The sequence below is a fragment of the Phyllobacterium lublinensis genome, from assembly GCF_020164435.1.
Taxonomy (GTDB): Bacteria; Pseudomonadota; Alphaproteobacteria; order Rhizobiales; family Rhizobiaceae; genus Phyllobacterium; species Phyllobacterium lublinensis.
Genome location: NZ_JAIUDQ010000017.1, coordinates 42694 through 69235, shown reverse-complemented (window position 1 = coordinate 69235; position 26542 = coordinate 42694). Strand labels below are relative to the sequence as shown.

At 55.5% G+C, this 26542-nt stretch carries 21 protein-coding genes; 12 read left to right on the top strand and 9 right to left on the bottom strand.

Annotated features, from left to right (window positions below):
- Positions 1–211: 211 nt before the first annotated feature.
- Together K9U38_RS18665 and K9U38_RS18660 are read right to left on the bottom strand one after the other, a co-directional pair.
- Complete coding sequence (locus K9U38_RS18665; RefSeq protein ID WP_224495858.1) at positions 212–571, bottom strand: YybH family protein; 360 nt, start codon at positions 569–571, stop codon at positions 212–214.
- A 105-nt stretch (positions 572–676) separates the two neighbouring features.
- Positions 677–1774, bottom strand: coding sequence for an NADH:flavin oxidoreductase/NADH oxidase (locus K9U38_RS18660; protein ID WP_224495857.1), 1098 nt, complete (start codon positions 1772–1774; stop codon positions 677–679).
- A gap of 102 nt (positions 1775–1876) precedes the next feature.
- Here K9U38_RS18660 and K9U38_RS18655 point away from each other — a divergent pair, with 102 nt between their 5' ends.
- Both K9U38_RS18655 and K9U38_RS18650 read left to right on the top strand, forming a co-directional pair.
- Positions 1877–2179, top strand: coding sequence for an ArsR/SmtB family transcription factor (locus tag K9U38_RS18655; protein WP_224495856.1), 303 nt, complete (start codon positions 1877–1879; stop codon positions 2177–2179).
- A gap of 354 nt (positions 2180–2533) precedes the next feature.
- Complete coding sequence (locus K9U38_RS18650) at positions 2534–4876, top strand: putative bifunctional diguanylate cyclase/phosphodiesterase (protein ID WP_224495855.1); 2343 nt, start codon at positions 2534–2536, stop codon at positions 4874–4876.
- A 123-nt stretch (positions 4877–4999) separates the two neighbouring features.
- On the opposite strand, the gene K9U38_RS18645 is transcribed toward K9U38_RS18650, so the two are convergent.
- Both K9U38_RS18645 and K9U38_RS18640 read right to left on the bottom strand, forming a co-directional pair.
- Positions 5000–6817, bottom strand: coding sequence for an acyl-CoA thioesterase (locus K9U38_RS18645; protein ID WP_224495854.1), 1818 nt, complete (start codon positions 6815–6817; stop codon positions 5000–5002).
- Between the two features lie 225 nt (positions 6818–7042).
- The gene (locus K9U38_RS18640; protein ID WP_224495853.1) at positions 7043–8437 is read right to left on the bottom strand and encodes a sensor domain-containing diguanylate cyclase; all 1395 of its coding nucleotides are present in this window, start codon (positions 8435–8437) and stop codon (positions 7043–7045) included.
- A 127-nt stretch (positions 8438–8564) separates the two neighbouring features.
- Between K9U38_RS18640 and K9U38_RS18635 the strand changes: the two genes are divergently transcribed.
- Positions 8565–9116, top strand: a complete 552-nt coding sequence (locus K9U38_RS18635; RefSeq protein WP_224495852.1) for a cupin domain-containing protein — start codon at positions 8565–8567, stop codon at positions 9114–9116.
- A gap of 8 nt (positions 9117–9124) precedes the next feature.
- Here the strand turns inward: K9U38_RS18635 and K9U38_RS18630 are convergent, their stop codons facing one another.
- Entirely contained in the window at positions 9125–9628 is a 504-nt protein-coding gene (locus K9U38_RS18630) for a peptide deformylase (protein WP_224495851.1), read from the bottom strand.
- A 223-nt stretch (positions 9629–9851) separates the two neighbouring features.
- Here K9U38_RS18630 and K9U38_RS18625 point away from each other — a divergent pair, with 223 nt between their 5' ends.
- The 5 genes from K9U38_RS18625 to K9U38_RS18605 all read left to right on the top strand — a co-directional run bounded on the left by K9U38_RS18625 (position 9852) and on the right by K9U38_RS18605 (position 16906).
- Positions 9852–11984: a sensor histidine kinase gene (locus tag K9U38_RS18625; RefSeq protein WP_255607418.1), complete on the top strand. Its 2133-nt coding sequence runs from the start codon at positions 9852–9854 to the stop codon at positions 11982–11984.
- Between the two features lie 719 nt (positions 11985–12703).
- The gene (locus K9U38_RS18620) at positions 12704–14050 is read left to right on the top strand and encodes a PAS domain-containing HWE histidine kinase family protein (protein WP_370631993.1); all 1347 of its coding nucleotides are present in this window, start codon (positions 12704–12706) and stop codon (positions 14048–14050) included.
- Between the two features lie 118 nt (positions 14051–14168).
- On the top strand, positions 14169–14567 hold the full coding sequence (locus K9U38_RS18615; RefSeq protein ID WP_224495848.1) for a hypothetical protein: 399 nt from the start codon (positions 14169–14171) through the stop codon (positions 14565–14567).
- A gap of 118 nt (positions 14568–14685) precedes the next feature.
- Positions 14686–14871, top strand: coding sequence for a hypothetical protein (locus K9U38_RS18610; protein ID WP_224495847.1), 186 nt, complete (start codon positions 14686–14688; stop codon positions 14869–14871).
- A gap of 118 nt (positions 14872–14989) precedes the next feature.
- Positions 14990–16906 carry a TPR end-of-group domain-containing protein gene (locus K9U38_RS18605; RefSeq protein ID WP_224495846.1) on the top strand — a complete coding sequence of 639 codons (1917 nt, stop codon included), beginning with the start codon at positions 14990–14992 and terminating at the stop codon, positions 16904–16906.
- A gap of 89 nt (positions 16907–16995) precedes the next feature.
- Here the strand turns inward: K9U38_RS18605 and K9U38_RS18600 are convergent, their stop codons facing one another.
- Positions 16996–17466, bottom strand: coding sequence for a DUF992 domain-containing protein (locus K9U38_RS18600; protein WP_224495845.1), 471 nt, complete (start codon positions 17464–17466; stop codon positions 16996–16998).
- Between the two features lie 306 nt (positions 17467–17772).
- Between K9U38_RS18600 and K9U38_RS18595 the strand changes: the two genes are divergently transcribed.
- Both K9U38_RS18595 and K9U38_RS18590 read left to right on the top strand, forming a co-directional pair.
- Positions 17773–18189 carry a GFA family protein gene (locus K9U38_RS18595; RefSeq protein ID WP_370631994.1) on the top strand — a complete coding sequence of 139 codons (417 nt, stop codon included), beginning with the start codon at positions 17773–17775 and terminating at the stop codon, positions 18187–18189.
- A gap of 237 nt (positions 18190–18426) precedes the next feature.
- The gene (locus tag K9U38_RS18590; protein WP_224495843.1) at positions 18427–18822 is read left to right on the top strand and encodes an Ohr family peroxiredoxin; all 396 of its coding nucleotides are present in this window, start codon (positions 18427–18429) and stop codon (positions 18820–18822) included.
- 174 nt (positions 18823–18996) lie between these two features.
- Here K9U38_RS18590 and K9U38_RS18585 read toward each other — a convergent pair whose 3' ends face one another.
- Both K9U38_RS18585 and K9U38_RS18580 read right to left on the bottom strand, forming a co-directional pair.
- The gene (locus tag K9U38_RS18585; protein ID WP_370631992.1) at positions 18997–19500 is read right to left on the bottom strand and encodes a MarR family winged helix-turn-helix transcriptional regulator; all 504 of its coding nucleotides are present in this window, start codon (positions 19498–19500) and stop codon (positions 18997–18999) included.
- 114 nt (positions 19501–19614) lie between these two features.
- A complete protein-coding gene (locus K9U38_RS18580) occupies positions 19615–20802 on the bottom strand; it encodes an acetate/propionate family kinase (RefSeq protein ID WP_224495842.1) in 1188 nt (395 codons plus the stop codon).
- Positions 20803–21181: 379 nt separating this feature from the next.
- Between K9U38_RS18580 and K9U38_RS18575 the strand changes: the two genes are divergently transcribed.
- Positions 21182–23641, top strand: a complete 2460-nt coding sequence (locus K9U38_RS18575) for a phosphoketolase family protein (RefSeq protein ID WP_224495841.1) — start codon at positions 21182–21184, stop codon at positions 23639–23641.
- Between the two features lie 127 nt (positions 23642–23768).
- Entirely contained in the window at positions 23769–25088 is a 1320-nt protein-coding gene (locus tag K9U38_RS18570; RefSeq protein ID WP_224495840.1) for a glucoamylase family protein, read from the top strand.
- 4 nt (positions 25089–25092) lie between these two features.
- Here K9U38_RS18570 and K9U38_RS18565 read toward each other — a convergent pair whose 3' ends face one another.
- Positions 25093–26280, bottom strand: coding sequence for a succinylglutamate desuccinylase/aspartoacylase domain-containing protein (locus K9U38_RS18565; protein WP_224495839.1), 1188 nt, complete (start codon positions 26278–26280; stop codon positions 25093–25095).
- Between the last annotated feature and the right edge of the window lie 262 nt (positions 26281–26542).

Genomic DNA, 26542 nt, shown 5'->3' with positions numbered 1-26542 from the left:
AACATTTCGACGTGATTTGAGATGAAGTGGAGAACGCGGCCCAAAATGCCGCGGGGACGCTGACAATAGGAGATGTTCTGCGGAGCCGACACGTCCTGCATTCCATATTTTTCGCCATTCCGAGAATGTTATTCCAAATAACCGGGCGCGTGCCCAGGTAGAACGCCTTGCGGGCCATCGGTTCCATGCAGGTGCAATGGAGCAACCGGCCTTACGTGACTGAAAAACGGTCGATGACCCACAGCCATGTTCCGTCGCTTTGCCGCCGGGCGACCTCGGCCGTGACACTACCATCAGGAAGGTGTGTTGACGTCAGCGCCAAGTCGCCACTGACTACAGCCGGACTTTGCTTTCCGGCAGCAAATTTCTTGCCAGTTGCATTGATGTCCATGAACAATGACCGGATTGCCGCTTGTCCGACCGTCAATTGCCCCTCGCCGCTGTCGACGACCGCATTGGGCTCAAACAGCGCTACCATTCCATCAACGTCGCCGATCCATTGCCGGGCAATGAGCAGGCGCTCCAAATCCTGAGGATTCCGCGCCGGCTCACGCTGTGCTTTATCGTTCATGGCGCTAACCTCCATTTCAATCCGTACGGCCTCCACTTTATTCGAATGGATGTCCGGTTTCGACGGATTTGATCGAGGTCAGGGTTTCACCATTTACTATTCGGGTTAAGCGGCCCGATACCGGTCAAGCCAATGGGCATAGGGCGCCGGCAGCACCCATGACGGCTTTTCGACGCCAAGCTCTTTGGCCGCCTTGTAGGGCCAATGGGGATCATTGAGAAGCGGCCGCGCCAGCATGACCAAATCTACCGAACCGTCGCGTACCAGTTCCTCGGCCTGCTGAGGGGTGCTGATGTACCATGACGTCGAGGCTGGCAGGCCGGATTCTCGGCGTACGCGGGCAGCAACGGGACCAAGGAATGCAGGTCCCCACGGTATGTTGGCCTTGCCGAGCGAGAAACCGATGCTGACATCGATGAAGTCAAGTCCGTTGGCCTTCATCTGCCTGACGAGTTCGATTGCTTCACCGAGCGTTTCCTCATCATTGCCATCAAACTCGATGACCCCGAGACGCGCTGCCAGGGGCAGATTTTCCGGCCACACAGCCCTTACTGCACGAAGGGTCTCGAGGATGAAGCGGCTACGGTTTTCAAGGCTGCCGCCATATTCGTCGGTGCGCTGGTTCGAATGCTTCGAAAGGAAACTCTGTGCAAGATAACCATGGGCAAAATGCAGTTCCAGCCACTGGAAACCACTTGTCAGAGCACGTTTTGCACTATCAACAAAGGCCTGTCTTACGCGTTCGATGTCTGCTTTCGTCATCTCGTGCGGAACCTTTGACAGGCCGCCGCCATAGGCAATAGCCGAAGGCGCAAGTGTCTCCCACCCACGCGGATCGTTTGCGGCAATGTGGTCGTCGCCTTCCCACGGCCGGTTGGCGCTGGCCTTGCGCCCAGCATGGCCGATCTGAATTCCGGGCACAGCACCGGCGTCCTTGATGGTCTGGACCGCCGGAGCCAAAGCAGCCGCCTGGTCATCACTCCACAAACCCAGACAGTTCGGCGTGATACGACCTTCTGGCGTGACGCCAGTCGCCTCCACGACCAACAGTCCGGCACCGCCGCGCGCCAGTGCGCCCAGATGCACTCGATGCCAATCGTTGACTATTCCGTCTGTTGCCGAGTACTGGCACATCGGCGACGCGGCAATCCGGTTGCGCAACGTCACATCCTTCAATGTGAAGGGTTCGAAAAGAGAGGCCATCAGTCATCACTCCATTTTGGTCAGCGGCGAACGCCATATGTTTTATAGTTCGATAATATTCGAACAATAGCAATACACGATAATTTGTGCTAGAACACCTGCATGAGACAGTTTCGCCATCCGCCTATCAGCGATATCCAGCTTGAATCCGTGCTTTATGCACTGAGTGATCCGGTTCGCCTGTCGATCGTTCGGCAATTGGCACGCGAGGGGGAAGCGACATGCGCGGCACTGGATGGGGGACGTCCCAAGTCCAGCATGTCTCACCATTTTCGGGTGCTGCGCGAGTGCGGCATCGTGAAAACACGCAACGACGGCACATCGCACATGAACGAGTTGCGCCGCGCTGATCTGGACTCCGCCTTTCCTGGCCTGCTGGCCGCAGTTCTTGCCGCACCGAATTGAATGCGTGATCCGGTCCATATTCAATTCATGCAGAGAGGGATCAAACTTGGACGGCACTGCAGATTCTGCTCAAACTTGAGATAAAAAGCCGATTTTCAATATAAAAGTGCGTTACTTTATCATTTACTGGATAATCTATCCAGTTATTCTTGCTAGTACACGTATTCAGTAAAATTGTATCGATTGTTCTTTTTAAGAACGGTCAATTCAAAAAAATACATCTTTACCAAAGCAGGCACGGCAGGCATAAAGACATTGGTAACTATTACAAAAAATGTTAAGTATATTAACCAATGCCGAACGTTAAAAAACTAACATGGGGTAACGATGAACTCACCTGCCTGAGGTCTTTGCGTGCGACTGTCCAACTTTCATACCTTTGACGCGATCCGAGCCATGTTCGGAATGCGCGGGGCCATAAACCCGGCGGTCAAGCGCCGTGTCTATGCCGAACAGATGGATGTGGCATTGAGACTCGCGCCTTTTACCGTGCTCGTCGCGATGTGCGTGGTGTTCGTCGTCTCGTTTGTCTTTTGGAATCTCGGTCCCCGTGTCTACCTGGCTGGAGTTGCCACTGTCGTTGCCCTTCTGACTGTGGGGTCGCTCATTGCCTGCTGGCAGTGGTACAAGGTGCCGAAGGTCAAGGAACTCAGCTTCGACGCGATCAAATATCTGATCATCGTGTCGTCGCTCTATGGAATCTGCCTCGCCAGCATTCCTTTAATGCTGTTTCTTGATGCGGACGCTTATCATCGACTGTTGATCGCGTGCACTGCGGCCGGCCTGATGGCGACCGGCATAGGAGTGGCCGTTGTGCCCTTGGCCGCGATTGCCTATTCGGGCACCATCATCACTGGCTCCTTTTTTGCACTCGCATCCACGGGCGAAGATTTTTTTCTTTTTATTGCAATTCTTCTGGCTTTCTATGCCCTGTTCATTCTCTTCACCATCGTTCACATGAGCAATCTCATCGTGATGCGTACTCTCGACCAGATCAAGGTCGAGCAGCAGAAGGAAGTCATCAGCCTGCTTTTGTATGATTTCGAAGAGAATGCCAGCGACTGGATATGGGAAACCGACGCGGATCTCAAACTCCAGCATACTTCCCCTCGCCTCGCCCAGATCGCGGCAAAGACGACCAAAGAATTGCAGGGGATGCCGTTTGCGCAACTGTTCAAGATTGACCAGTCGCATGCGGAGGAAGCGGTCAAAGTCGGTTCGATTTGGCAGGCTATCGAAAACCGCACGACGTTTCGCAACCATATCCTGCCGATCAACATCAAGGGTGAAACGCGCTGGTGGTCGCTGACGGGCAAGGCAATCTTTGACAATGCGGGCCAGTTCGTCGGTTATCGTGGCGTGGGCTCGGACGTGACTGCCGCGAAGCAATCGGACGATCAGCTATCCTATCTTGCACGTTATGATGTGCTGACAGATTTGCCGAACCGCACGCTGTTCACGGACCAGCTTAGCCAGGCGACGAAGGACCTTGAGAAGGGACTGCGCAGCTTTGCGGTCTTTTGTATCGATCTTGACGAGTTCAAGACCGTCAATGACAGCTTCGGCCATGGGATCGGCGACCAGCTTCTGAAACAGGTGGCAGAGCGACTGCGCAATTCCTCGCCTGCAACCTACGTGGTTGCCCGGCTGTCCGGAGATGAATTTGCGATTCTTGCGCGCGGAGCCGACCAGGCAGCCGCCACGGAACTTGCAGAACAACTGGTTCAGAGCATCTCCCAGCCGTTCTGGATCGATGGCATTCAGATCAACATCCACATAAGCGTCGGCATCGCCATTGCGCCAACGGACAGCGTCAATGACATCATGCGCTGTGCCGATCTCGCCCTCTACCGCACCAAGAACGAAGGTCGTAACAGCTTTCGCTTCTACGAGGTCGAAATGGACGCGCGTATCGAGGCCAAGCGCGCACTCGCCATGGACTTACGCGGGGCTTTGGCCCGGGGCGAATTCATTCTGCATTTCCAGCCAATTGTCTCCGCACAGACGCTGAAGACTGTCGGGTTCGAAACCCTGCTTCGCTGGAAACACCCGGTGCACGGGTTCATCTCGCCGACGATCTTTATTCCCATCGCCGAAGAAACCGGCAATATCATTCCGCTTGGGGAATGGATCATTCAGGAAGCATGCCGCATTGCTGTGTCATGGCCGCAGGATATTCATGTCGCGATCAATATCTCGGCGATCCAGTTCCGGCACTCCGACCTCGCATCCATCGTTCGTGAAGCTCTGTCCAAAAACAAGCTCAAACCAAATCGTCTCGAACTGGAAATCACCGAGTCCGTATTCCTCGAGGCCAACGTCGCAGCAATTTCATTGTTGCGCCAGTTCCGCGCCATGGGCGTAAGCATTGCTCTCGATGATTTTGGTACAGGTTATTCCAGCTTGAGCTATCTGCGTAAAATGCCTTTTGACAAAATCAAGATTGACCAGTCGTTTGTCCGCGACCTTCCCCACAACAGGGGTAGCCTGGCCATTATTCGCGCCGTGATGGGTCTTGGTGCCAGCATGGGAATGAAGATCACCGCCGAAGGCGTTGAAACGCGCGAGCAGCTTGCATGCCTTCAGAAAGAAGGTTGCGATCAGGTCCAAGGGTTCCTGTTCAGTCCTGCAGAGCCCGTCGAGAAGACTTTTGAACTGCTGGCCTTTGACCGCGACCGCTACCAGGTCGCAAGCTAGAACAGCTCACCATTCCGGGAAGGTCTATTGCGCAGAGCGGCATCCAACGCGATCTGCCAGCCCAACCTGTCCGCGACAGTTCTTGCCAAATGCAGAGCGATGGTGGCAACCAGCACTACCGTGTCATGCCTGGCGTTTGGTCACTTCCTGGATCTTGGGACGATAGTTCGGAGACAGTCGCGAATCCTTCGGCCAATAAGGAAGGAAGCCCTTGATCACCTCGCCCGGTATATCGAGAGGGTTATAATGCTCCCTGTCAACAAACATGAGAGATTGCTCGCCGTGCCCCAGCAATCCTTGGGCGGCGCTGTGAATTTCATGCTGCAGTGTCACGAATTTCCGGTTATGGCGCGCGATCTTGATGCGGACAGTGATCTGTTCGAACTCCTTCGACTCACGACGGTAATCATGGGTGAATGAACGCGTCAGGATGTAGAACCGCGTGGTCGCCAAATCAAAATCCGGCATACAGACGTTGAAGAACAGCTCACGCGCCTTCCCTACCCAGCGGACGTAGTTGGCGAAGTACACATTGCCGACCGAGTTTGTATCGTCGTAGGTCGGCACCAGCTGCATCACGAACCATTCACCGTCAAAACCATGCGATGGCGAGATTTCGTCGGTTCCGGGCGTCCCGGCAAGGGGAGACGGCGTCATCATTCGAATGGGTTGGTCGACAATCTCGACTGGCACGGCCCTTCCCTGCGGCCCGATCAGTTCGATGATGGCGGGTAAAGCACCGATCAAACCTATGAAAGGCGCGATAAAGAGGAAACCCGGTACCGGCTGGATATAGCCGATCACAAATATGAGCGATGAACCACACCCGATCAGGAAACTGAGCACCGGATCGAACTTCGGTTTTGCCCCCAGAGACTCGCATACCAGGTTGGCCGATGCGCTGATGAATAAGGTCGCAAAGGGCATCATGAAGTACATAAGCGAGAAATTCGCGGGAACGGCCGTAAAGGCTACCCACGTGGCGCCAATCAGGAGCCAGAGTGGCGAGGAGGCGATGCCATCCGGGATCAACGCGAGCAGCGGACTATTGCTGCGCAAATGCTTGCCCTTGAGAAACCAGGACGTTGCGCAATAGAAGCTGTCCACCGTTGAAGCCAGCGCAATTACGGTCCAGATGACAAAGGCGATCGCTAGATAAGACTGACCATTCTCCGCAGCAAGCACGGTTGCCGCAGAAACCGCACCCTGAGCGCTCGGCAGGCCATCGATGGAAAGAATGCTGCCGATAGGGCCGACCGCGGACGCGGTCAATGCATTCAGATAAAGGAAGCCAAAAAACAGCAACGCGCCGGCGCCATATGCCAAACCCACATTGCCGCCTTCACGCTTGATGACAACGGCCCGCTGCCAGTGCTGGATATCGAGCCAGGGCCCTAACAGGAATCCGACGAGAGTCGGCATGATCAGCCCGTAGAAGCGGCTGTCGAAATGCTCGAGGGGAACCCCCGGATAATTCGATGTTTGTCGCAGGCCAACGAGCAGAACAATGCCTGCCGCAACGCCTATCACCGTGTAAAGAATGTGCAACAGCTTCAGTTGCTGCAGCGACAGCGCGTGACCGATGGCGCAGGCGAACAGGAGCAACAGGGCTACACCAAGCGCCGAGCCTTCACCAACAATCGGTTGCCAGAGATAAGCGACAAATCCAAAGATCGTCACCACCAGTGCAGCCATCTGGAAAAGCAGGAACACCCCGGCATACCGGCCTTCGATATCCTTGATGATTTCGTCTGGCGAGCGCTTGGTCCGGCCCAGAATATAGCCGAAGAGCCACAGACCACCGACGTTGGCGATCGCAAATCCGAAGAAACCAAGCCAGCCGTAGGTCAGTGTGACATGGATCGAGTAAAAGAACCCAAGCCCCCACAACCAGGATAAACCTATTGTTGGCGCCCACAAAAGATTTCGCACGACCGTCATGACTACCCAGCTTTTCAAGGTATGCTGATTAACAGCATTGTACTTTAGTCGATGTTATTCGCTGAAATAAGTCAATGATTTGCGTTTCTGATGCACGGGAGAAAATGGATATTTTTTGCCCCGCCCGGGCCTTCCGGTTGGAGAAAGGTATTGCGCTCCCGCACTGGAAAGCGACGTTATGAAATGAACTACTGCCCTGGCCAGCCGATCGATACGGTCCAGACGTTACCTTGCAGAATTACCCCAAATGCTCAGTCGTCCGCGCCCATCGCGTTTGGACTGGTAGAGCGCACTGTCTGCCCGGTTCAGAATATCGTCCGGTCCGCCGATGGTATCCCGGTTCTCATCATCGAATACGGCAATGCCGATGCTGACAGATATTTGTCCGGTGGAACTTCCGCGATGCTCCATTTGCATGGCGGCGACAGCATTCAACATTTGCGTTGCGATTGTGGCGGCTTGCTCCGTCGTGACACCTGAGATCAGCGCGGCAAACTCTTCTCCGCCGAAGCGGGCAACCGAGCCGTCATTTTGCTTGATGACCTTGTTCAGGGCACGCCCGACATGTACCAGGCACTTGTCTCCAGCCAGGTGCCCGTAGAAATCGTTATAAGCTTTGAAATGATCGATATCGATCATCAGAATAGCCAGCAAGTCGGCATTTTCGGTTGCGCGGGCGAATTCCCGCTTCAATAGATGATTGAACTTCCGGCGGTTAGGCAGGTTAGTCAGGTGATCGCGCTCTGACTGGTTCTTTAACTTGCGATTTGCTTCGAGAAGTTTCTGTTCCAGTTCCAGCCGCAACTGAACGGTCGTGCTGAGCTGCTCCTCGATATGCTTCTGCATGCTGATGTCGACGCTTGTCGCAAGCAGACGCAACGGCGCGCCGTCGGGCCCATACTCGACAATCTTGCCGCGGCTTAATATCCAGGCGTGGCCGCCTTTGCCGCGCGGGACACGGTAAACTGCCTCAAAATGCGGTGTGCGACCGCTTACGGCGTCTTCAAATGCCTCGATCGCGCGTTCTTTGTCGTCGGGATGAACGATATCCCAGGCAACACTCGCGCTTTCCGCGCCGTTTGGATCGAGGCCAAGAAGTATCCTGTACTGGGGCGAGCGCCAAACACGCATCGTGGCGATGTTCAGGTCCCATATCCACTGACCAGCGCTTTCGAGCGCATAGGTGGTTCGCTGCTCGATCTCCTGCAACTTGTGCGCAATTGATTTTACATTGGAGATGTCGGTGTAGGCCACCGAGATGCCAGCAATCTCGCCAAGGTCATTGGTAACGGACGCTGATGAAACCATGAACGTTTCCTCACCGCGCCGGATCTCCTGGTCGGGAATTTGCGCGCCAACCAGAGCAGCTTGAAGGCAATCACGCAGCAAATGCGCATGATCCGGCACGATATCCTCGACTGACCGGCCAACAGCTATTTCGCTGGCGACACCGAGCATTCGGGAAAGTTGATCGTTCACCGTAACGAAGACGCCGTTGCGGTTGAGGTAGCACAGACCGACAGGAACCTTGTCATACACTGCTTCGATCTGCAGCAAACGATCGCCACCGCGCTCATTCCGGGTATCGAACGGTGACTGTCGCGATTTACTGATTGGCATCACCCAGCTTCTGTCAGTGGCGGAACGATCGCACCGCAGTTAATCACTTTGGCGAGGCAAGAGCTAAACCGTCAAGACAAATACTCAGGGCAGAGGTTAAATTATTTGTCATTGTGCCTGATCTGGCATGATGCAGCATTGGGCACTAGACTACGCGGCCATCCACTATAATCAGGAGGCAACCTTGTCAGGCGAACACCATCAAGGCGGAGGAGGCGCCAATCACGGACCGATCGACTGGAGGGAACATGGCGTCAAGGTTATCCCGGGTAACTCCCTCGATCCAAACACGGCTCAAACGCCGGGCATGAACCGAGCTACCGCCGTGGATCGTGCCCGCGCCGGCGCGGAGAAAATCTGGGCCGGGACCGTGCACATTCACGCCAATGCCAAGACCGGCGCCCACCACCACGGTGACCTTGAAAGTATTATCTACGTGGTGAAGGGCCGGGCTCGGATGCGCTGGGGCGAGCAACTTGAATATGTAGCCGAAGCCGGACCAGGCGATTTCATTTTTGTCCCTCCCTATGTCCCGCACCAGGAGATAAATGCCAGTCCGGATGATGAACTGGAGTGTGTCGTCGTCCGTTCCGGCCAGGAACCGGTTGTCGTCAATCTTGATATAGAGCCGGTGGAGAAGCCCGAGGGCGTCCTGTGGAAAGATCCCATTCACCGCTGAAAGGCGCCCTACCCGTTCGATGCACGGTGCAGCTTGTCAAAGCGCTTGATCAGTCGGTCACGCTTCAATTTCGACAATCGGTATATCCAGAACAGTCCGTCCAGTTGATCGATCTCATGCTGCAGGCAAACCGACAGCAGGCCACTTGCCTCTTCAACCTGCGTGGTACCGGAAAGGTCCTGATAGCCGACCCGGACAGATGACGGCCGCTCTATCTCGTCGGACACACCTGGCATCGAAACGCTTCCTTCCTCATACCGGCTCGTTTCGGTAGATGCCCATTCGATCACGGGATTGACGTAGAACCGCGGCTTTTCACCTGGCAGCTCGATCACGACCAGACGTCTGAGGACGCCGACGTGTGGTGCGGTGATCCCGATCCCGGGAGCCGCACGCATGGTGACCAGCAGATCCTGTGCCAATATTTGCAGATCGTCACCGAATACGTCGATTGGCTCTGCACGCGAACGCAAAGCGGGGTGCGGAAATCGCAGGATCGTACGGGTGGTCATGCACTGCTCCAATATTATTCGTGACACAATGGCAACGTTTGCCAAGGCGCTTGCTGCAAAGCGCAGCCGTAAAGCATGGTTCCTTTACAAGCAGCTTCATCACCGATAATCGACTAGGAAAATATGGTCCACCGCGAACAGGCGGTGCACCCAACGAGGCAAATGGATGTCCTCCAGCGAGACCAACTTGAAGCAACAGGTTCTGCCACGAGGCGCGTTGATCATGACGCTCCTGGTCCTGGCGATGACAATTGTTTCGTTCATCGTCATGATGGGCATTACCAATATTTCGCCGACGCAGCAGATAACGCAGTTCATCATTGCCGCCAACGCGATTTCGATCCTGGTGCTTATCTACCTGTCTTACGCGACACTGAGAAAGCTGTTCCTGTTCAAGAGCAAGGCCAAGAATCGGGACCTGCACACCAACATCACAATCATCTTTGCTTTGATTGCCTCGATACCCTCGATCATCGTCGCGCTCTTTTCACTGATTGTTCTCGATAACCGTTTGAATTCATGGATCAATCCAGCGAATAATCAGATTATCGACATGTCGATCAAGGCGGCGCAATCCTATACGGAAGACAATGCGCAGAGCCTTTTGACGACCACGCTTTCGATGGTGATCGATCTGGATCAACGCCGGATGCTCTACAGTCTTGACCGCGGAGCGTTCTCGGATTGGCTGACCTACGATGCCGGACGCAACAATCTGCTCGGTGCGTCGCTTGTAAAATCCACCGGGGAAGTTGTCGTCAGCGCCCAGCTGTTCAACGATCACACACTTCCCGCCGTTCCCCTGGAGGCTTTGAAAGGTGCAGCAGGCGACAAGCCCGTGCTGATACCGCCGGGCGCCACCAATCTGGTCGGCGCAGTCATCAAGACCCAGAACCTCCCGGATCTGTATCTCTACACGATACGCGCCGTCGATTCTTCGGCGTTGGACAACATGCGCGTCATGAACGACAACAACGTCGAGTATCAGTCGCTGGCGAGCAACCGATCCAACACGCAGATCGCTTATGCGCTGCTCTATATCGAGTTGACCCTGCTGCTTTTGCTCACGGCCGTTTGGACCGGCATAGCCGTCGCAAATCGGGTCGTTCAGCCAATCCGTCTGCTGATCGGCGCTGCGGAAGATGTTGCGACCGGCAATTTTAACGTCTCGGTGCCAGTACGGGGATCCGATGGCGACATCGGTTCGCTCGCCCATACGTTCAACAACATGGTGGAACAACTGAAAACCCAGCACAGCGACCTGATCTCAGCAAAGGATGAGATCGATGAGCGGAGGCGTTTCACCGAGGCCGTCCTGTCAGGCGTTACGGCCGGTGTGATCAGCGTCAACGCACAAGGGCACATTGCCGGCCTCAATCGCCCGGCAGAATCGATGCTCGCAATCTCCAGCGAACAGGCAATTGGCAAGACGCTTGGCCAGCTCTCGCCTGAGATCGGCTCCGTATTCGAGGCGGCGCGCGAAAACGGACGCTCCTCCAGCCGCAAGCAGATCAACATGACACGCGGGGGCATTGTCCGCTCGTTCAATGTCCAGATCACGAGGGAAGACGCCGACACGAAGAACACCTCCTATGTCGTGACTGTCGACGACATCACCGACCTCGTCGCCGCCCATCGCTCATCGGCATGGGCGGATGTTGCCCGGCGCATTGCCCATGAAATCAAGAATCCGCTGACACCGATCCAGCTTTCCGCCGAACGCATTCGCCGGCGCTATGGCAAAGTCATCGTCGAGGACCGCGAAGTCTTCGACCAGTGCACGGAAACGATCATACGGCAGGTCGGCGACATAGGCCGCATGGTGGACGAGTTCTCCGAGTTCGCCCGCATGCCAAAGCCGCAACTGGCTGCAACAGACATTCGTGACGTCCTGCGGGATGCGTCCTTCCTGGTCGAAATCAGTAATTCTCAAATCGCGTTCGAGCATGATTTTGCCGGCGAGCCTCTTGTTGGCAACTTCGATAACCGGCTCCTCGGGCAGGCATTTGGCAACATCATCAAGAATGCTTCGGAGTCGATAGAAGCGGCGCTTCAATCGGGAGCGATCGCCAAGGGCCATATCCTGGTTCGCGCTGCAAGCGCCGATTCATCGGTCGTCGTCGACGTGCTCGACAATGGCAAGGGATTGCCCGCCGAAAATCGCCAACAATTGCTGGAGCCATATGTGACGACACGGGAGAAGGGTACCGGCCTCGGTCTCGCTATCGTCAAGAAAATTGTTGAGGATCACGGCGGCCATCTTGAGATGCTCGATGCTCCCGAGAGCTTCCATGGCGGTCGCGGCGCGATGGTCCGCATGGTTTTTCCTATGCTCGTGGATGCGATCGCGAGCTAGAAATGGAAGTACCACTTTCTTTTCATTGCATATCAAAATGTGATGAGATGTTGATGTCTGACAAATTGAGAGACTAACCTGAAAGTGCTATAGTCCCCTCAGCTGAAATCGGGATGGCGGTACTAAGCCTTCCGCGCATTCCGGCAGCAGAACTTGATCACCAAAATTCGAAGGATCGCTGGCAACTCAGTCAGCGGCAGGTGCTGATGGTTTTTGAGAACGCACCGGTCCCCATCCGGTTACGCTCAGGAGGATACAGGCGATGATGCGGCATACGAAAGAAAACGGCGATATCTCCAATTGGATGACATGCTCAATGATTTTGTTTGGCGCGCTGGCAGTTGCAGCTGTCGTCTTTGCGGTTTGACGGTCGATCCCAGAATCGATCGATAGATAGATATTCATGAATTCGACGCATCTCATGTGATGCGCTGCGTTGAAGCATGGGCTGGTTTCCGCTGAGACCGGCCCATGTTTCTGTTTGCGCACTGTAACGAATGGTCCATGCGCAATGTGGTGCGATGTGGAATTTTGGGAATCAACGTGGAACCAAGCTCAATTATAGCGGTTTAACGTGCACGTAGGTTGCGGCCCGCATTCTATTGTAAACAATAGCTCTTGAATCTAAGTTATCCTTGAAATAACCGCATCTGGCCCCAGGAAAAATTGTGGACATTCCGCAAAGCAAATTCGCTCCCTCTCTTGCTGCTTTACATGACATGGACAGTTTTAGCCGTGATTCGATAATCATGTGCTTGCCCGCGGCGGTATATACAACCGATACTTCTGGCATCATTACTTTCTATAATAAGGCAGCCGCTGAACTTTGGGGCCGCGAACCAAAGATCGGCGAAGATGAATGGTGTGGGTCGTGGAAACTATACAGGCTGGACGGAACGCCGATGGCCCACGACGAATGCCCCATGGCCGTGACCTTGCACGAGCAGCGGGAAGTGCGTGGCTTGGCGGCAATTGCCGAGCGCCCGGACGGGAGCCGTGTGACGTTCCTCCCTTATCCCACTTTGCTGCGTAACAAGCACGGCGAGATCGTCGGCGCGCTCAATATGCTTCTCGATATCAGTGCTCAAGCCCAGGAAGAAGAATCGGTACAGCGCCTTGCGGCAATTGTTGAATCGTCGGACGATGCAATTGTCAGCAAGGACCTTACCGGCATGATCAAAAGCTGGAACAAGGGAGCCGAGCGAATTTTCGGCTATACCGCCGAGGAAATAATTGGCCGCCCGATCACTGTCCTGATTCCGCTGGATCGCGCAGAGGAGGAGCCGGGCATTGTTTCACGGATCCGTGCCGGCCAGCGAATTGACCATTATGAAACGATACGTCTGCGCAAGGATGGTCGCCGAATTCATGTATCACTTACGGTCTCACCGGTAAAAAATTCGGCAGGCGTTGTCATCGGAGCGTCCAAGATCGCACGCGACATAACTGACAGGAAGGAGACAGAGGAGCGTATCCTGATGCTGATGCGCGAGGTGAACCATCGCGTGAAGAACCAGTATGCCGTGATCCTGTCCATGATCCGTGAAACGAGTAACCGCACCAGTAACGCAGTAGAGTTCGAACAGCAGATCCGCGAAAGAATCATGGCGCTGGCGCGATCCCACGATCTGCTGGTACACGCCGAATGGCGTGGCGCGACCGTTTCTGAACTGATACTTGCACAGGTAAAACCGTTTGGAAACGAAGCGAACATCACCCTGGCGGGTCCGCCGATCGTGCTCCTTCCGAACGCCGTTCAATATCTTGGGATAGCATTCCATGAATTGGCGACAAACTCTGCCAAGTATGGCGTATTTTCGGTCGAACGCGGCAATATCATCGTCGATTGGCACGTGGGCGACGAGGGCCGCACATTCTATCTCGCTTGGACTGAATCCGGTGGCCCCCCTGTCAAGCTCGCCCGCAAACAAGGCTTTGGCAAGACCGTGCTGGAACGTGTTACTCCCCTGTCACTCGGGGGAGAAGGCATGCTGGGAACCGGCTCCAACCGCATTGTCTGGACGGTACATGCGCCAATGGAAAACATCGCCGCCCCTCATGCTTGACGATTGAGTGTTAAGGCGCTTCGGACCTCACCATTTCTGCTTAGCTTCACTCGCTGGAAAGACAAGTTACGCGCGTGTATTCTTTATCCCAGATTTGGAAGCATCGGAGGGGGTTACAATGCCACAAATTTCTCAATTGTTTTTCAAGACGGCAGTCGTATGGCTGATACTGGGCTTGGCGATTGGCCTGCAAATGGGCATGTCGGGAAACCACACGACGATAGCAGCCCATGCTCACGTCAATCTCCTCGGCTGGGTTACGAGCGCGATCTTTGGGGGCTATTATGCTCTTAACCCGGCAAAGGCGCAGAAGCGGTTGGCCATGGTTCACTATGGCATCTATACAATCGGCCTCGTCATCATGCTTCCGGCTCTTTACTTTATGGAGCTTGGCAATCCGCAGTTGGAACCGCTTCTCGGAATAGCTTCGCTGATAACATTTGCCGGCGTGCTGGTCTTTGCCGTGGTAATCTTCTCGAAGGAATCCGTGAGCGTTCATCAAGCAAGGCAAGCGTGACGCCCACTGCACACAGCAAACATTCTTATAATAACTTGATAAGTGCAAAGGTCGGCGTAGATCGTAACCTTATGCCAAACCCGATAAAGTGTTTAGCTGCTGAAGAAAGCTGTTAAACATGCATGATCTTACACTTCTGCTGGCAGCAATTGCAGTTATCCTGCTTGCCTTCCAGACGACACCCAGCCGCGAGAAGTCGACGGTGTCGCCTCATCGCAGGCATGTGGGTGATACCGGCCTCGCTGTCATCGTATTTACCATTGCATTGATCTCCATAATGGCGATGGTGTTTTTCATCCGCTGACTTGTCTCAATCGATCGCCAAACAAACCTTTCACATACAGAAATGTATTCAGGCGACGCGGCGAAGCGATTGCGATAGACTTGCCACCTAATCAATTGTTGTTTTTCCTGGAGGTTGCGTGGAACGTCGACTGACTACCATTCTTGTCGCCGATGTTGCAGGATACAGCAGGCTCATGAGCAGTGACGAAGCGGGCACCCTTTCCGCCCTCAATGGGCACAGGGCGGAACTTCTCGATCTGCGGATTGCTGAAAATCACGGGCGGATTGTGAAGATGACGGGCGACGGCCTGCTCGTCGAATTTTCCAGCGTCGTCAACGCGGTAGGCTGCGCCGCTGAAATCCAGCGTGGTATGCGAGCGCGCAACGAAAATGTCCCGCCGGACCGGCGCATAGAGTTCCGTATTGGCGTCAACCTTGGAGACGTCATTGTCCAGAACGGCGATATATTCGGTGACGGTGTCAACGTTGCAGCGCGGCTCGAGAGTATCGCCGCCCCCGGTGGCATCGCCGTATCGGGCTCGGTTAGGGAACACGTGGGCAGCCGGCTCGACCTCGCTTTCGAGGACCTCGGCGAGTACAGGCTCAAGAACATCGAGCGTGCCATACACGTCTACAACATCGTCCTGAATCCCTCTGCGACGTCGCGCCCGCGCCCGCCAGCAGCCGTGTCCGCCAAGGACAATCTGGGATTGTCGATAGCGGTTCTGCCATTCACCAATATGAGCGGCGATCCCGAGCAGGAATATTTTTCTGACGGCATCACGGAAGACATCATCACCGACCTGTCAAAGATCTCGGGACTGCATGTCGTCGCACGCAATACGGTGTTCACCTACAAGAACAAGTCAGTCAAGGTGAAGCAGGTGGCCCAGGAGCTTGGCATTCGGTTTGTGCTGGAAGGCAGCATCCGCAAAGCCGGCCAGAGAATCCGCATAACCGGTCAGCTCATTGACGCCACCAGCGGCGCTCACCTTTGGGCTGACCGCTATGATCGCAACATGACCGACATTTTCGCCATCCAGGACGAAATCACGCGCGCCATTGTCGAGGAGTTGAAAGTCAAACTGCTGCCCGAGGAGAAAGCCGCTGTTGCGCGGGCGCCGACGGAGAACGTGGAGGCCTATACCTATTACCTTAGGGGCCGCCAATTTTCACACGAATGGACAAAGTCCTATCTGTTGCTGGCACGCCGGATGTTCAAGAAGGCTGTGGAACTTGACCCACATTATGCCCGTGCCTATGCCGGGATCGCCAATTGTGACTCGGCCCTGCATGGGTGGCATTCCGAAGAAGTTTCACTTGACGACATTCTTGAGATGAGTGCCAGAGCCCTGGCTCTTGATCCGGAACTCGCCGAAGCGCACGCGGCCCGAGGCCTTGCCTTGCACAGCAATGATCGGAGGCCGGAAGCGATCGCACAATTCAAGCGGGCGCTGGAACTGGAACCGGAGCTTTACGAGGCGAACTATTTCTATGCCCGATTACTCTACACCCAAGGCGAGATGGAGGCTTGCGCCAAGTACCTGGTAAAGTCGGCAGAGATCCGTCCTGACGACTACGTTTCACCGATCCTTCTTACGTCGGTCTACACAAAGCTGGGAATGGTCACCGAGACCGAGAACTGGGCCCAGCGCGGCATCGAACGTGCCGAACGCGCACTGCAGCTGCATCCCGAGAACTCCAGCCCGGCTCACAGGGGAGCACTGGCGCTGGCCCATCTGGGCGAGCGGGAGCGGGCCCGGGATTGGGCGGCCCGTGCTCTCGCGATTGCCCCGGACGATGTCTATGCCTATTACAACATCGCCTGCGCCTACTCGATCCTCGGCGATATCGAAAAAGCTCTGGACCTTCTTGAACATGTGGTCCCGCGCAACACGGCAGAACAAATGTCATGGTTCGACAATGACTCTGACCTTGACCCACTGCGTGGCCATCCACGATTTCAGCAGATGTACGCGGCTCGGTTGAGGGAATTGCAGCTGGGTGACGGTTCAACATTCAGCGATGCAAGACGCGTTCAATCGGCCCCGTGAACGAGGTTGTGGTCACAGCAGCACAACCATGCCCGCCGAGATTCCAACGACGTCGATCTTCCGATGATGTGTGGTTCGTCGCCCGCCGCTCAGGGCGCCGGATTTAGCGTGACGGTCGTTACGCCGCCCGCAATATTTATACCTTCCTGGCCCTCAACCGAGATGGGCTGCAAGGAAAATGCCTTGCCCGTGCCGCCAACCAGTATGTTTGCGCCTGCGCCAACGCCGACCGAAGCATTCGCGCCCACGCCGCTATAGGTGCCAGCCAAGGCTCCTGCTGCAGGGCCGCCGGTGGCTGCCACAACGCTCCAGAGCAGGTGTCCAGCCGCGACCTCGCCGAGCGCAACGCCATATTGGTCAATGGAACCAGTGTAGGCGTTGGTGGTACCTCCGCTAACCGGCTTGAAGACACACGACATCTTCTGCTTCTCGACGACAAACATGCCTATGCCCTTGGACACGTCGCATGACAATGTACCGATTTGGGTGGACTCTGCATTTGCACCGAGAGGAACGATCGCAAACAAGCAACCAAGACATGTCTTCTGAAAGAAATTCATCACATCTCTCCATTGATCTGAAGGGTCAGTTTCCGAAATATATTTCGCTGGTCTGTGATTGATCTTGGCGATACGGCGGTCCGCCGCTTGCCGTATATCGATGAGCGGTGCCGCGATCATGTTTTGCCAATCCGCGGGGGCGCAAGTACGTAACTGTTACAAGGCTCCAGTCGAAGCCGCTGGCACATCGACAACAACCCGATCGAACTCGGTGCTCTGGCAACACTCCTTTTCAAGGGCTTCAAGGAGGCATAATGTAAATTGGAGTGGCCTGGTAATGTTGATCGACCCGATCAAGAACTGCCGATGGGGTGCCCAATGCGTCGTTTAGCTTCATGTTCCTGCGGTCAGCTGTGTATTGAAGTTCAGGGTGAACCGAATGGCGTGGGCGTTTGCCACTGCCTCGCCTGCCAGCGTCGTACCGGCAGCGTTTTTGCAGCTCTCGCCGGTTTTGCATTCCCGTATAAGGTGTTCGGAACCGCGACCGAATATGTTCGCGCTGGAGACCAGGGAGCGAGATACAATTTCCGGTTCTGCCCCATCTGCGGGACGAATGTGTTTCATACAGAAGAAGGTCGCGAAAAATTTGGAGTGTCTGTCGCGGTCGGCACCTTTGCTGACCCAAACTTTCCTCCACCTCAAGATTCCGTTTATGAATGTCGACGACATTCCTGGGTTCAACTTCCGCCAGGAGTGAATGCCTACGAGAAGGACCCGCCATAGGCTTGTGGAAAAGGCTCCATGGAATTCGGTTCTCTCACGCCAGCTTTGACCGCAAAAATCTTTTCACCTTACGCAGTACGGTCGCAGCCCCGAGTGAAAGTCCGCACTGAGAATACCACACGCTGAATATAATATCGCATGCGATTAAATAGCACTTGACATTCCACTGCCCGAAGCATATTTACATCGCATCCGAATTAATCGAATGCGATTAAAACCAACTGAAAGGATTTTACGATGACTGAGAAGGTTCTGTTTACCGGCAAGACACACAACAAGAGTGGCCGCGAAGGATTTGCGCGCAGCAGCGATGGCAAGCTGGAGATCCAGTTGCCGCAGCCGCACCCAGCAGCCGAAAACCTCTTCGGCGCGGCGTGGTCGGCATGCTACATGGGGGCAATCGAGGCTGCCGCTGCCCAGAGGCATATCAAGCTTCCGGAAGCTACGGAGGTTGATGCGGAAATCGACCTGAATGCCGATAACGGCTCCTACTTCCTGCGGGCACGCCTCAATGTGCGGGTCCCGGGGATCGATCCAGCGGTTGCGCGTGAACTGCTCGATGCAGCACACCTCATCTGCCCATACTCCAAGGCAACGCACGGCAACATCGACGTGACGACAAACCTCGTTTAGTCGGACCGGTTGGGCCGGTTCAATGAATTGGCCCAACCGCTCGCACGTATAGTGACATTTCCACTAAATGATTCTCACAAGCAGCCGTGAACGTTCACATGGAATGCTCATTCTGCTTCAAGACCCCATGACCCGCCAGCTTATTGCGACGGGTCATTTGCATGTGGAAGTCGATCACGACTTCTCCGACCTGGCTCTCGTGGCGCGCAGGAGATTGTCGCGCAGCCTCGTCACACTCTCTTGTACTTCCGCAAAATCAGCCCCCCCCAGCCCGGTGGCATCCATCAGCGATGCCGCAGGGTCAGTGTCAAGCAGACGGCGGCCAGCGCTCGTCAGGGTCACACGCACCTGCCTTTCGTCGGCAGCATCGCGTTGGCGACGGACATAACCCGCCAACTCCAACTTTTTGAGGATCGGCGTCAGCGTGTTGGATTCCAGGAACATCTTTTCACCAAGCTCCCCAACAGTCTGTTCGTCTCCCTCGGAGAGAGCCTGCAGGGCAATATACTGTGTGTAAGTCAAGCCTAGCTCATCCAGGATTGGCTTGTACGCGCGACCAAAGGCGAGATTCGCCGAATAAACCGCAAAGCACAGGAATTTCGAGAGCTTGCGACCTGAATTGTCTGGGCTCTTGGTACTGGGCAGATTTGAAGTTTTCATTTTTGGGGACGTGGTCATGAACAATCCTGGCCTTTGCTGTTTGCCCCCTTATATATATCGCATGCGATTAAATTGGAAGTAGCCGGTTATATTTTGTCGCCGATATCTGGCAGCACCGGCACAAATGACAGGTCAAAGGGAGGAATTGCTCTCGGTGATGACGCCATGCGTATGTCTTGCGATCATCAATTCTTCATCCGTCGGCACCAGATAGAGTCCGACTTTGCTATCGTCTGTCGATAAGCGTGTTTCACCGTTTTCGTTGCGCATTGGATCCAACTGCGCCCCCAGCCAGGCAAGCTTCGTTGCGATGCGCTCGCGCATGACAGGCGAATTCTCCCCTATCCCGGCGGTAAACACGAACGCGTCGAGGCCACCGAGCGCTGCAGCCAGCGAACCTGCATTCAGGCTGATCCGATGGACAAAATGGTCGAGGGCCAGGATGGCGCCGGGATCTTCGCTCGCCAGAAGATCGCGCACGTCATTGCTGATGCCAGACAAGCCTTTCAGCCCGGATTCATTATAGAGCATGTCCTGCAGATCCGACGAGCTCATCTTGCCTTGCTCGATCAGGTAGAGCAGAACCCCGGGGTCGATCTGCCCGCATCGCGTCCCCATGGGCAACCCGTCAAGGGCAGTAAAACCGAACGTACACTCCTGGCTGCGACCGTCTCGCATTGCGCACAAGGAAGCACCATTGCCAAGATGAGCAACGATAACCCGCCCCCTGGCGATGTCCGGTGCGATCTCCTGGAGACGACCAGCCACATATTCATAAGACAGCCCGTGGAAGCCGTATCGCCTGACGCCCTCGGCGAAAAAATGCGCAGGAATTGCATAATGGTCTGTCACAGGGTCGTGCCCACGATGAAACGCCGTATCAAAGCAGGCAATTTGAGGCAGGTCTGGCCGCAGTTCCAGCAAGGTTTCGATGAGCGCCAGATTGTTGGGCTGATGAAGTGGCGCCAACGGTATGTAACGCTCAAGGTCTTCGAGTACGCGGCGGTCGACACGAACCGGGCGACCGTACTCGGCCCCGCCATGAACGACACGATGGCCAACCGCGACAAGCTCTCCCTCATGCTGCTCTCTCAACCACATTCCAACCCGGTGCATGGCAGAGGAAAGATCGGGCACCTCGCTCGAAGAGTAACGCTTGTCCACGATCTTGTCGCCGCCTGCGTCCTTGACGATGAAGTATGGCGCGGTCCCGATCCCCTCCACGTGGCCCTTGACCAGCTTCGTCAGGCCGGAGCCAACCGCAAAGAGCTCGAATTTCAGGCTGGACGAACCGGCATTGGCGACAAGAATCGTGTCCATGAACTCCCTCCCCTGTCACGCAGCTGCGGGTCAGCCAACGACACTCATTCGTTGGTCTTCGTGGCTCGACTCTTCTTAGCATATGAAACGCCCAACTGGCAGGGCACCATTGTCCGGTCTAATTCCGATCTGGTCCTGCATTCATGCGTATCGATCGGGACGAAATCGTTTTAATCCGCTATAGTTTGCACTTGCAGGGCATGAGGGGTTGGTAAGTCGAAGTAACGTTCGCGGGAATCCGCTTCGAGCCAATATTGAGAGCACCGCAAAACCTATTGGCGAGCAGTTTCCTTAACGTTTCACTTAGAGCAGCGAAAGAGCAGATCAGTACTGAGCTACGCGACCCGGTTCCAGTCTGGGTCCTCAACGGGAGGCAACAATGGTGTCGCTTAAAACAGCACGCAATGCGTCGAATGACGTGGGTACAGCCAGCAAGAAACCACTTTCCACCCAGGAACTAAAGTCGATGGACGCCTATTGGCGCGCGTCGAACTATCTGTCGGTGGGCCAAATCTATCTCCTTGATAATCCGTTGCTGAAACAGCCATTGAAGCGCGAGCACATAAAACCGCGATTGCTTGGCCATTGGGGCACGACGCCGGGCTTGAACATGCTCTATGTTCACCTCAATCGCGTGATCAAACGCGATGATCTCGAGATGATCTACATCATTGGACCTGGCCATGGCGGCCCCGCACTGGTCGCCCACGCCTATCTCGAGGGCACCTACAGCGAAGTCTACCCCAACATCAGCCAGGACGTAGATGGGATGAGGCGGCTGTTCAAGCAGTTCAGCTTCCCCGGTGGCATCCCCAGCCATGTTGCTCCGGAAACACCCGGCAGCATCCACGAGGGCGGCGAACTGGGCTATGCCCTCAGCCACGCCTATGGGGCGGCATTCGACAACCCCAACCTGATTGTCGCATGCGTCATAGGTGACGGCGAGGCGGAAACAGGTCCACTCGCGACGGGCTGGCATGGCAACAAATTCCTCAACCCGGCACGCGATGGTTGTGTTTTACCAATCCTGCACCTGAATGGTTACAAGATCGCCAACCCATGCTTCCTCGCGCGCATTCCCAAGGACGAGCTGCAGAAGTTTTTCGAAGGCATGGGTTACAAGCCGTATTTCGTCGAAGGCAATGATCCAGCGATCGTGCACCAGCAATTGGCCGGGACACTGGACACGGCCTTGGCCGATATCAACAAAATCTGGAAAGAGGCCCGCACAAAGGGCAACCTGAAACGCCCGGCCTGGCCGATGATTGTCTTCCGTACGCCGAAGGGATGGACCTGCCCGCCTGAGATCGACGGCAAGAAGTGTGAAGACTATTGGCGGGCCCACCAGGTGCCGATGGGCGACATGGACAAGCGGGAACACATCAGCATCCTGCAGAAGTGGATGAAAAGTTACGGGCCGGAGGAACTCTTCGACGATACTGGCCGGTTCAAGCCCGAACTGGCTGCGCTTGCCCCTGCCGGGCATCGCCGCATGAGCGACAACCCTCACGCAAACGGCGGGTTGCTGCTTCGCGATCTGAAGATGCCCGACTTCCGGGACTATGCAGTGTCGGTACCAACTCCAGGAGCAACCATCACCGAGTCCGCGCGCGTCATGGGCAAGTTCCTCCGTGATGTCATGAAGCTGAACCTGGAGAGCAAGAATTTCCGCCTGTTCAGTCCTGACGAGAATAACTCAAATCGATGGCAGGATGTTCTCGAAGTCACCAATCGTTGCTACATGGCTGAGATCTACCCCGAGGATGATCACCTGTCGCCGGACGGCCGCATTATGGAGGTGCTCAGCGAGCATCAATGCCAAGGCTGGCTCGAGAGCTATCTTCTTACTGGCCGCCATGGATTTTTCTCCTGTTATGAAGCCTTCATCCACATCATCGATTCAATGTTCAACCAGCATGCCAAGTGGTTGAAGGTCTGCAACCATATTCCCTGGCGGCGACCGATCGCCTCGCTCAACTACTTTCTGAGTTCGCATGTCTGGCGGCAGGACCACAATGGCTTCAGCCACCAGGATCCGGGCTTCCTCGACCATGTGGCCAACAAGAAGGCAGATGTAATCCGGATTTATTTGCCGCCCGATGCCAATACGCTTCTATCAGTTACTGATCACTGCTTGCGCAGCCGCAACTACGTCAACGTCGTTGTCGCGGGCAAGCAGCCTGCACCACAGTGGCTCACGATGGATCAAGCCATCAAGCACTGCAATCAGGGCGTCAGCATTTGGGAGTGGGCAAGCAACGACAAGGACTCCGAGCCGGACGTGGTGATGGCGTGTTGCGGTGACGTGCCCACACTCGAGACATTGGCCGCTGTCGAACTGATACGGGAGCACTTGCCCGAGTTGAAGGTCCGCGTCATCAATGTCGTCAACCTCATGAAGTTGCAGCCAACCAAAGAGCATCCGCATGGACTGTCGGATCCCGATTTCGACGCGCTGTTTACCAAGGACAAGCCGATCATCTTTGCCTTCCATGGCTATCCGACCCTTATCCACCGGCTGACCTACCGCCGCACGAACCATCGCAATCTGCATGTCCGCGGCTACAAGGAAGAAGGTACGACGACGACGCCTTTCGACATGGCCGTTCTGAATGAGATCGACCGTTTCCATCTGGTCGAAGACGTCATTGACAGGCTTCCGCAACTGGGTGCGCGTGCCGCCTATTTCAAGCAGGCCATCCACGGCAAGCTGGTCGAACACAGACAGTATATCGAGCAACACGGCGACGACATGCCCGCGATAAGCGGCTGGAAATGGGGCGTGAAGGTTGGCTCGGGCCAATCAGCGCGGACTTCAACGGAAGGAGACAACACCTGAGCTGGTTGCAGCCCATCCAATTCGAAATATCATTACCGGCAAACGGATCCCGGTGGTTACTCGGTGATAAAATTCGCTCCGAGACGCCGCTGGATGAAGAATGTGGATTGTCCACCGGTTGGCGAGCATGAGCGAACTGCTTTCTACTGACATTGAACACAATCGTTTGCCGACAGACGAGGATCTCGCACGGCTGCAATTCACTACCCTGCTCTACTACCTCCATAGTACAAACCCCGACAACGGCCTTGTCCGCGACAAGACGGCACCGAACGCGCCGGCGAGCATCGCCGCCATTGGCATGGCACTGGCGACGATTCCAGTCGTTGTCGAACGCGGTATCATCATCCGCGAATTCGCGGCAAAGATCACCCGCAAGCGCTTGCATTACCTGATGTCCCTTCCGCAAGGACCGGGATTGGACGCATCCGGCTACAAAGGGTTCTTCTATCATTTTCTGGATATCGAGACGGGGCAGCGGGTGTGGCAGTGCGAGTTGTCGACGATAGACTCGGCCTTCCTGTTTGCCGGCGCGCTCACTGCGGCAACATACTTTGATGGTGACACCGCTGACGAAGTGGAAATCCGCCAGCATGCAATGGCGCTATACGAGCGTGCAGACTGGAACTGGGCCACGGACGGCGGGGCGACGTTGACGCATGGCTGGCGTCCCGAAAGCGGTTTCATCCCCTATCGATGGCGTGGTTACGACGAGGGGCTGCTGCTTTATGTCATCGGTCTTGGTTCACCGACCCATCCTTTGCCGCCCGAGAGCTTCACCGCCTACACGGATTCATACGAATGGAGAAACATTTACGGCCGTGAGCTGCTCTATTCAGGGCCCCTGTTTACTCATCAGCTGTCGCATATGTGGATAGACTTTCGCGGCATTCAGGACGAGTTCATGCGCCAGCATGGTAGCGACTATTTTGAGAACAGCCGGCACGCAACTTATGTCCAGCAACAATATGCCATTCATAATCCGATGCAATTTAAGGGTTATGGCGAGCATTGCTGGGGCTTCACCGCGTGCGACGGTCCCGGCTGGGGAACCCAAACAATTGATGGCGTCCGCCGGGAATTCTTCGACTACAACGCCCGCGGCGCGCCCTTCGGCCCGGACGATGGAACTGTGGCACCCTGGGTCGTCATAGCTTCACTACCTTTCGCACCTGAGATCGTCATTCCAACAATCCGCAATTTTGGTCGGATGGATCTTGGCATGAAGCGCCTTTATGGTTTCAAACCGTCGTTCAACCAGACACATGCTGTCGCGGACAATCCTACGGGATGGTGGGTCAGTCCCTATCACTTTGGCATCGACCAAGGCCCTGTGGTGTTGATGATCGAGAACTACCGCACGGGTTTGCTCTGGAACATCATGCGTAATTGCAAGCCCATCGTGACCGGATTGCGCCGCGCAGGGTTCTCCGGCGGCTGGCTATAGGATACTACTCAGGATAGTCTTCGACACCCTCCGGCGCCGCCTTCTTGAACAGGATGAATACCAGCGGATTGCCAGGCTCCGCCATTGCGTCGCTGCGCTGGCCGGATATTTCGCCATCGACGCCACTTGTATATTCCGCAACCACTTCCCCGAAGCTATTACGCTGGATCGCCACTTTTTGGCCGGCTGCGACCTTGTCGTTGAGTTCGACCAGATGCTCAACGAGCCCGCCTTCCGTAGCCAGGATCGGAAACGCGCTGTTGCCGACAAAGACAGTCACGTCCTTGCCTGTCCGTCCCATCGGTCCGGGAACGATGCCGTGATGCTTGAGTACATTCATCGTGCCTTCCACGAAGAGCGAGATCATCTCCGGGTCCAGGTGGCGGGCAGCCCCGATTTCCGGGCAAAAGGAGGGGATGCCCGCGGCGACGAACGCATTATGAAGGACGCTGGGATATGTAGGGTTATCGAAGATCTGGCCGACGGGGTAGAGATCCACCAAGGCCTTGATCTCGGGCACGTCCATCTCGGCAATATTGAATGCGGCAACCTCGAATCCGGTCGTTCCGGTGTGGAAATCGATCGCAAAGTCGGCGTTCGGCCGTAGCAGCCGGTTGAACAGCAGTCCGGCATGTCGGATGGGTGCGGCGACGCCGTTCTCGTCCCCGGGCCATACCCGATTCATATCGACCAGATCAATGCCCCTGCCCTGGTTGGGCCATCTACGCTGCATGCTTTCAAGGGCCGGGCGTGCGATGTCCGTGACTGCCGTAACGGTGCCCGACATCTGCGCCGGATCGAGCTGGTTCATCACCGTTTGAACAGTATGGATGGAACTCATCTCGTCGCCATGTACGCCGCTGGTGAGCACGCCGCGCTTGCCCGGCTTTGCTCCCTTGGCTACCGTCACGGACACATACCAGTGCTGTCCAGTAGCCATCCCAACGCCCTGAAAATACAAAAGGTGCTTTTTGCCGGACTCAAGGTCGTTGACGTCAAGGCTGCTGACAACCTTTTTTCCTTGGATCGTATCGCCGGTGTAGACCGTTCCTGATGTCGGATCGGTAGTTTTGGCATCCTGGGCGTTTGCAGTGCTGGTGTTGACAGCAAGGGCAGCCGACGCGCCGACCGTGGCAATAGATGCGATGATGAAATCACGGCGATCCAGGCCTTCTTTATGATTATCGGACATGATGGGGACCTTTGTGATTTGGGACAGGATGTTGAACGACAGCAGGCATATCTGTCGCGGGAATTCCCTTGGGACTTGAGTCACAACCATGTCCCCAACCATTCAAAGTTGCAAGACGTCTGCTGAGTCGTGTCGCGACTTGCGACAGACTCTGAAGGGCCTCGTTACCGTAGTGCTCGAACCTGACATTTCGGCAACCTCAAGACTGCATCGTTAGAAGCCGACAATAAGGTTGCTAAGCCTTGCATATCATGTCAAATCG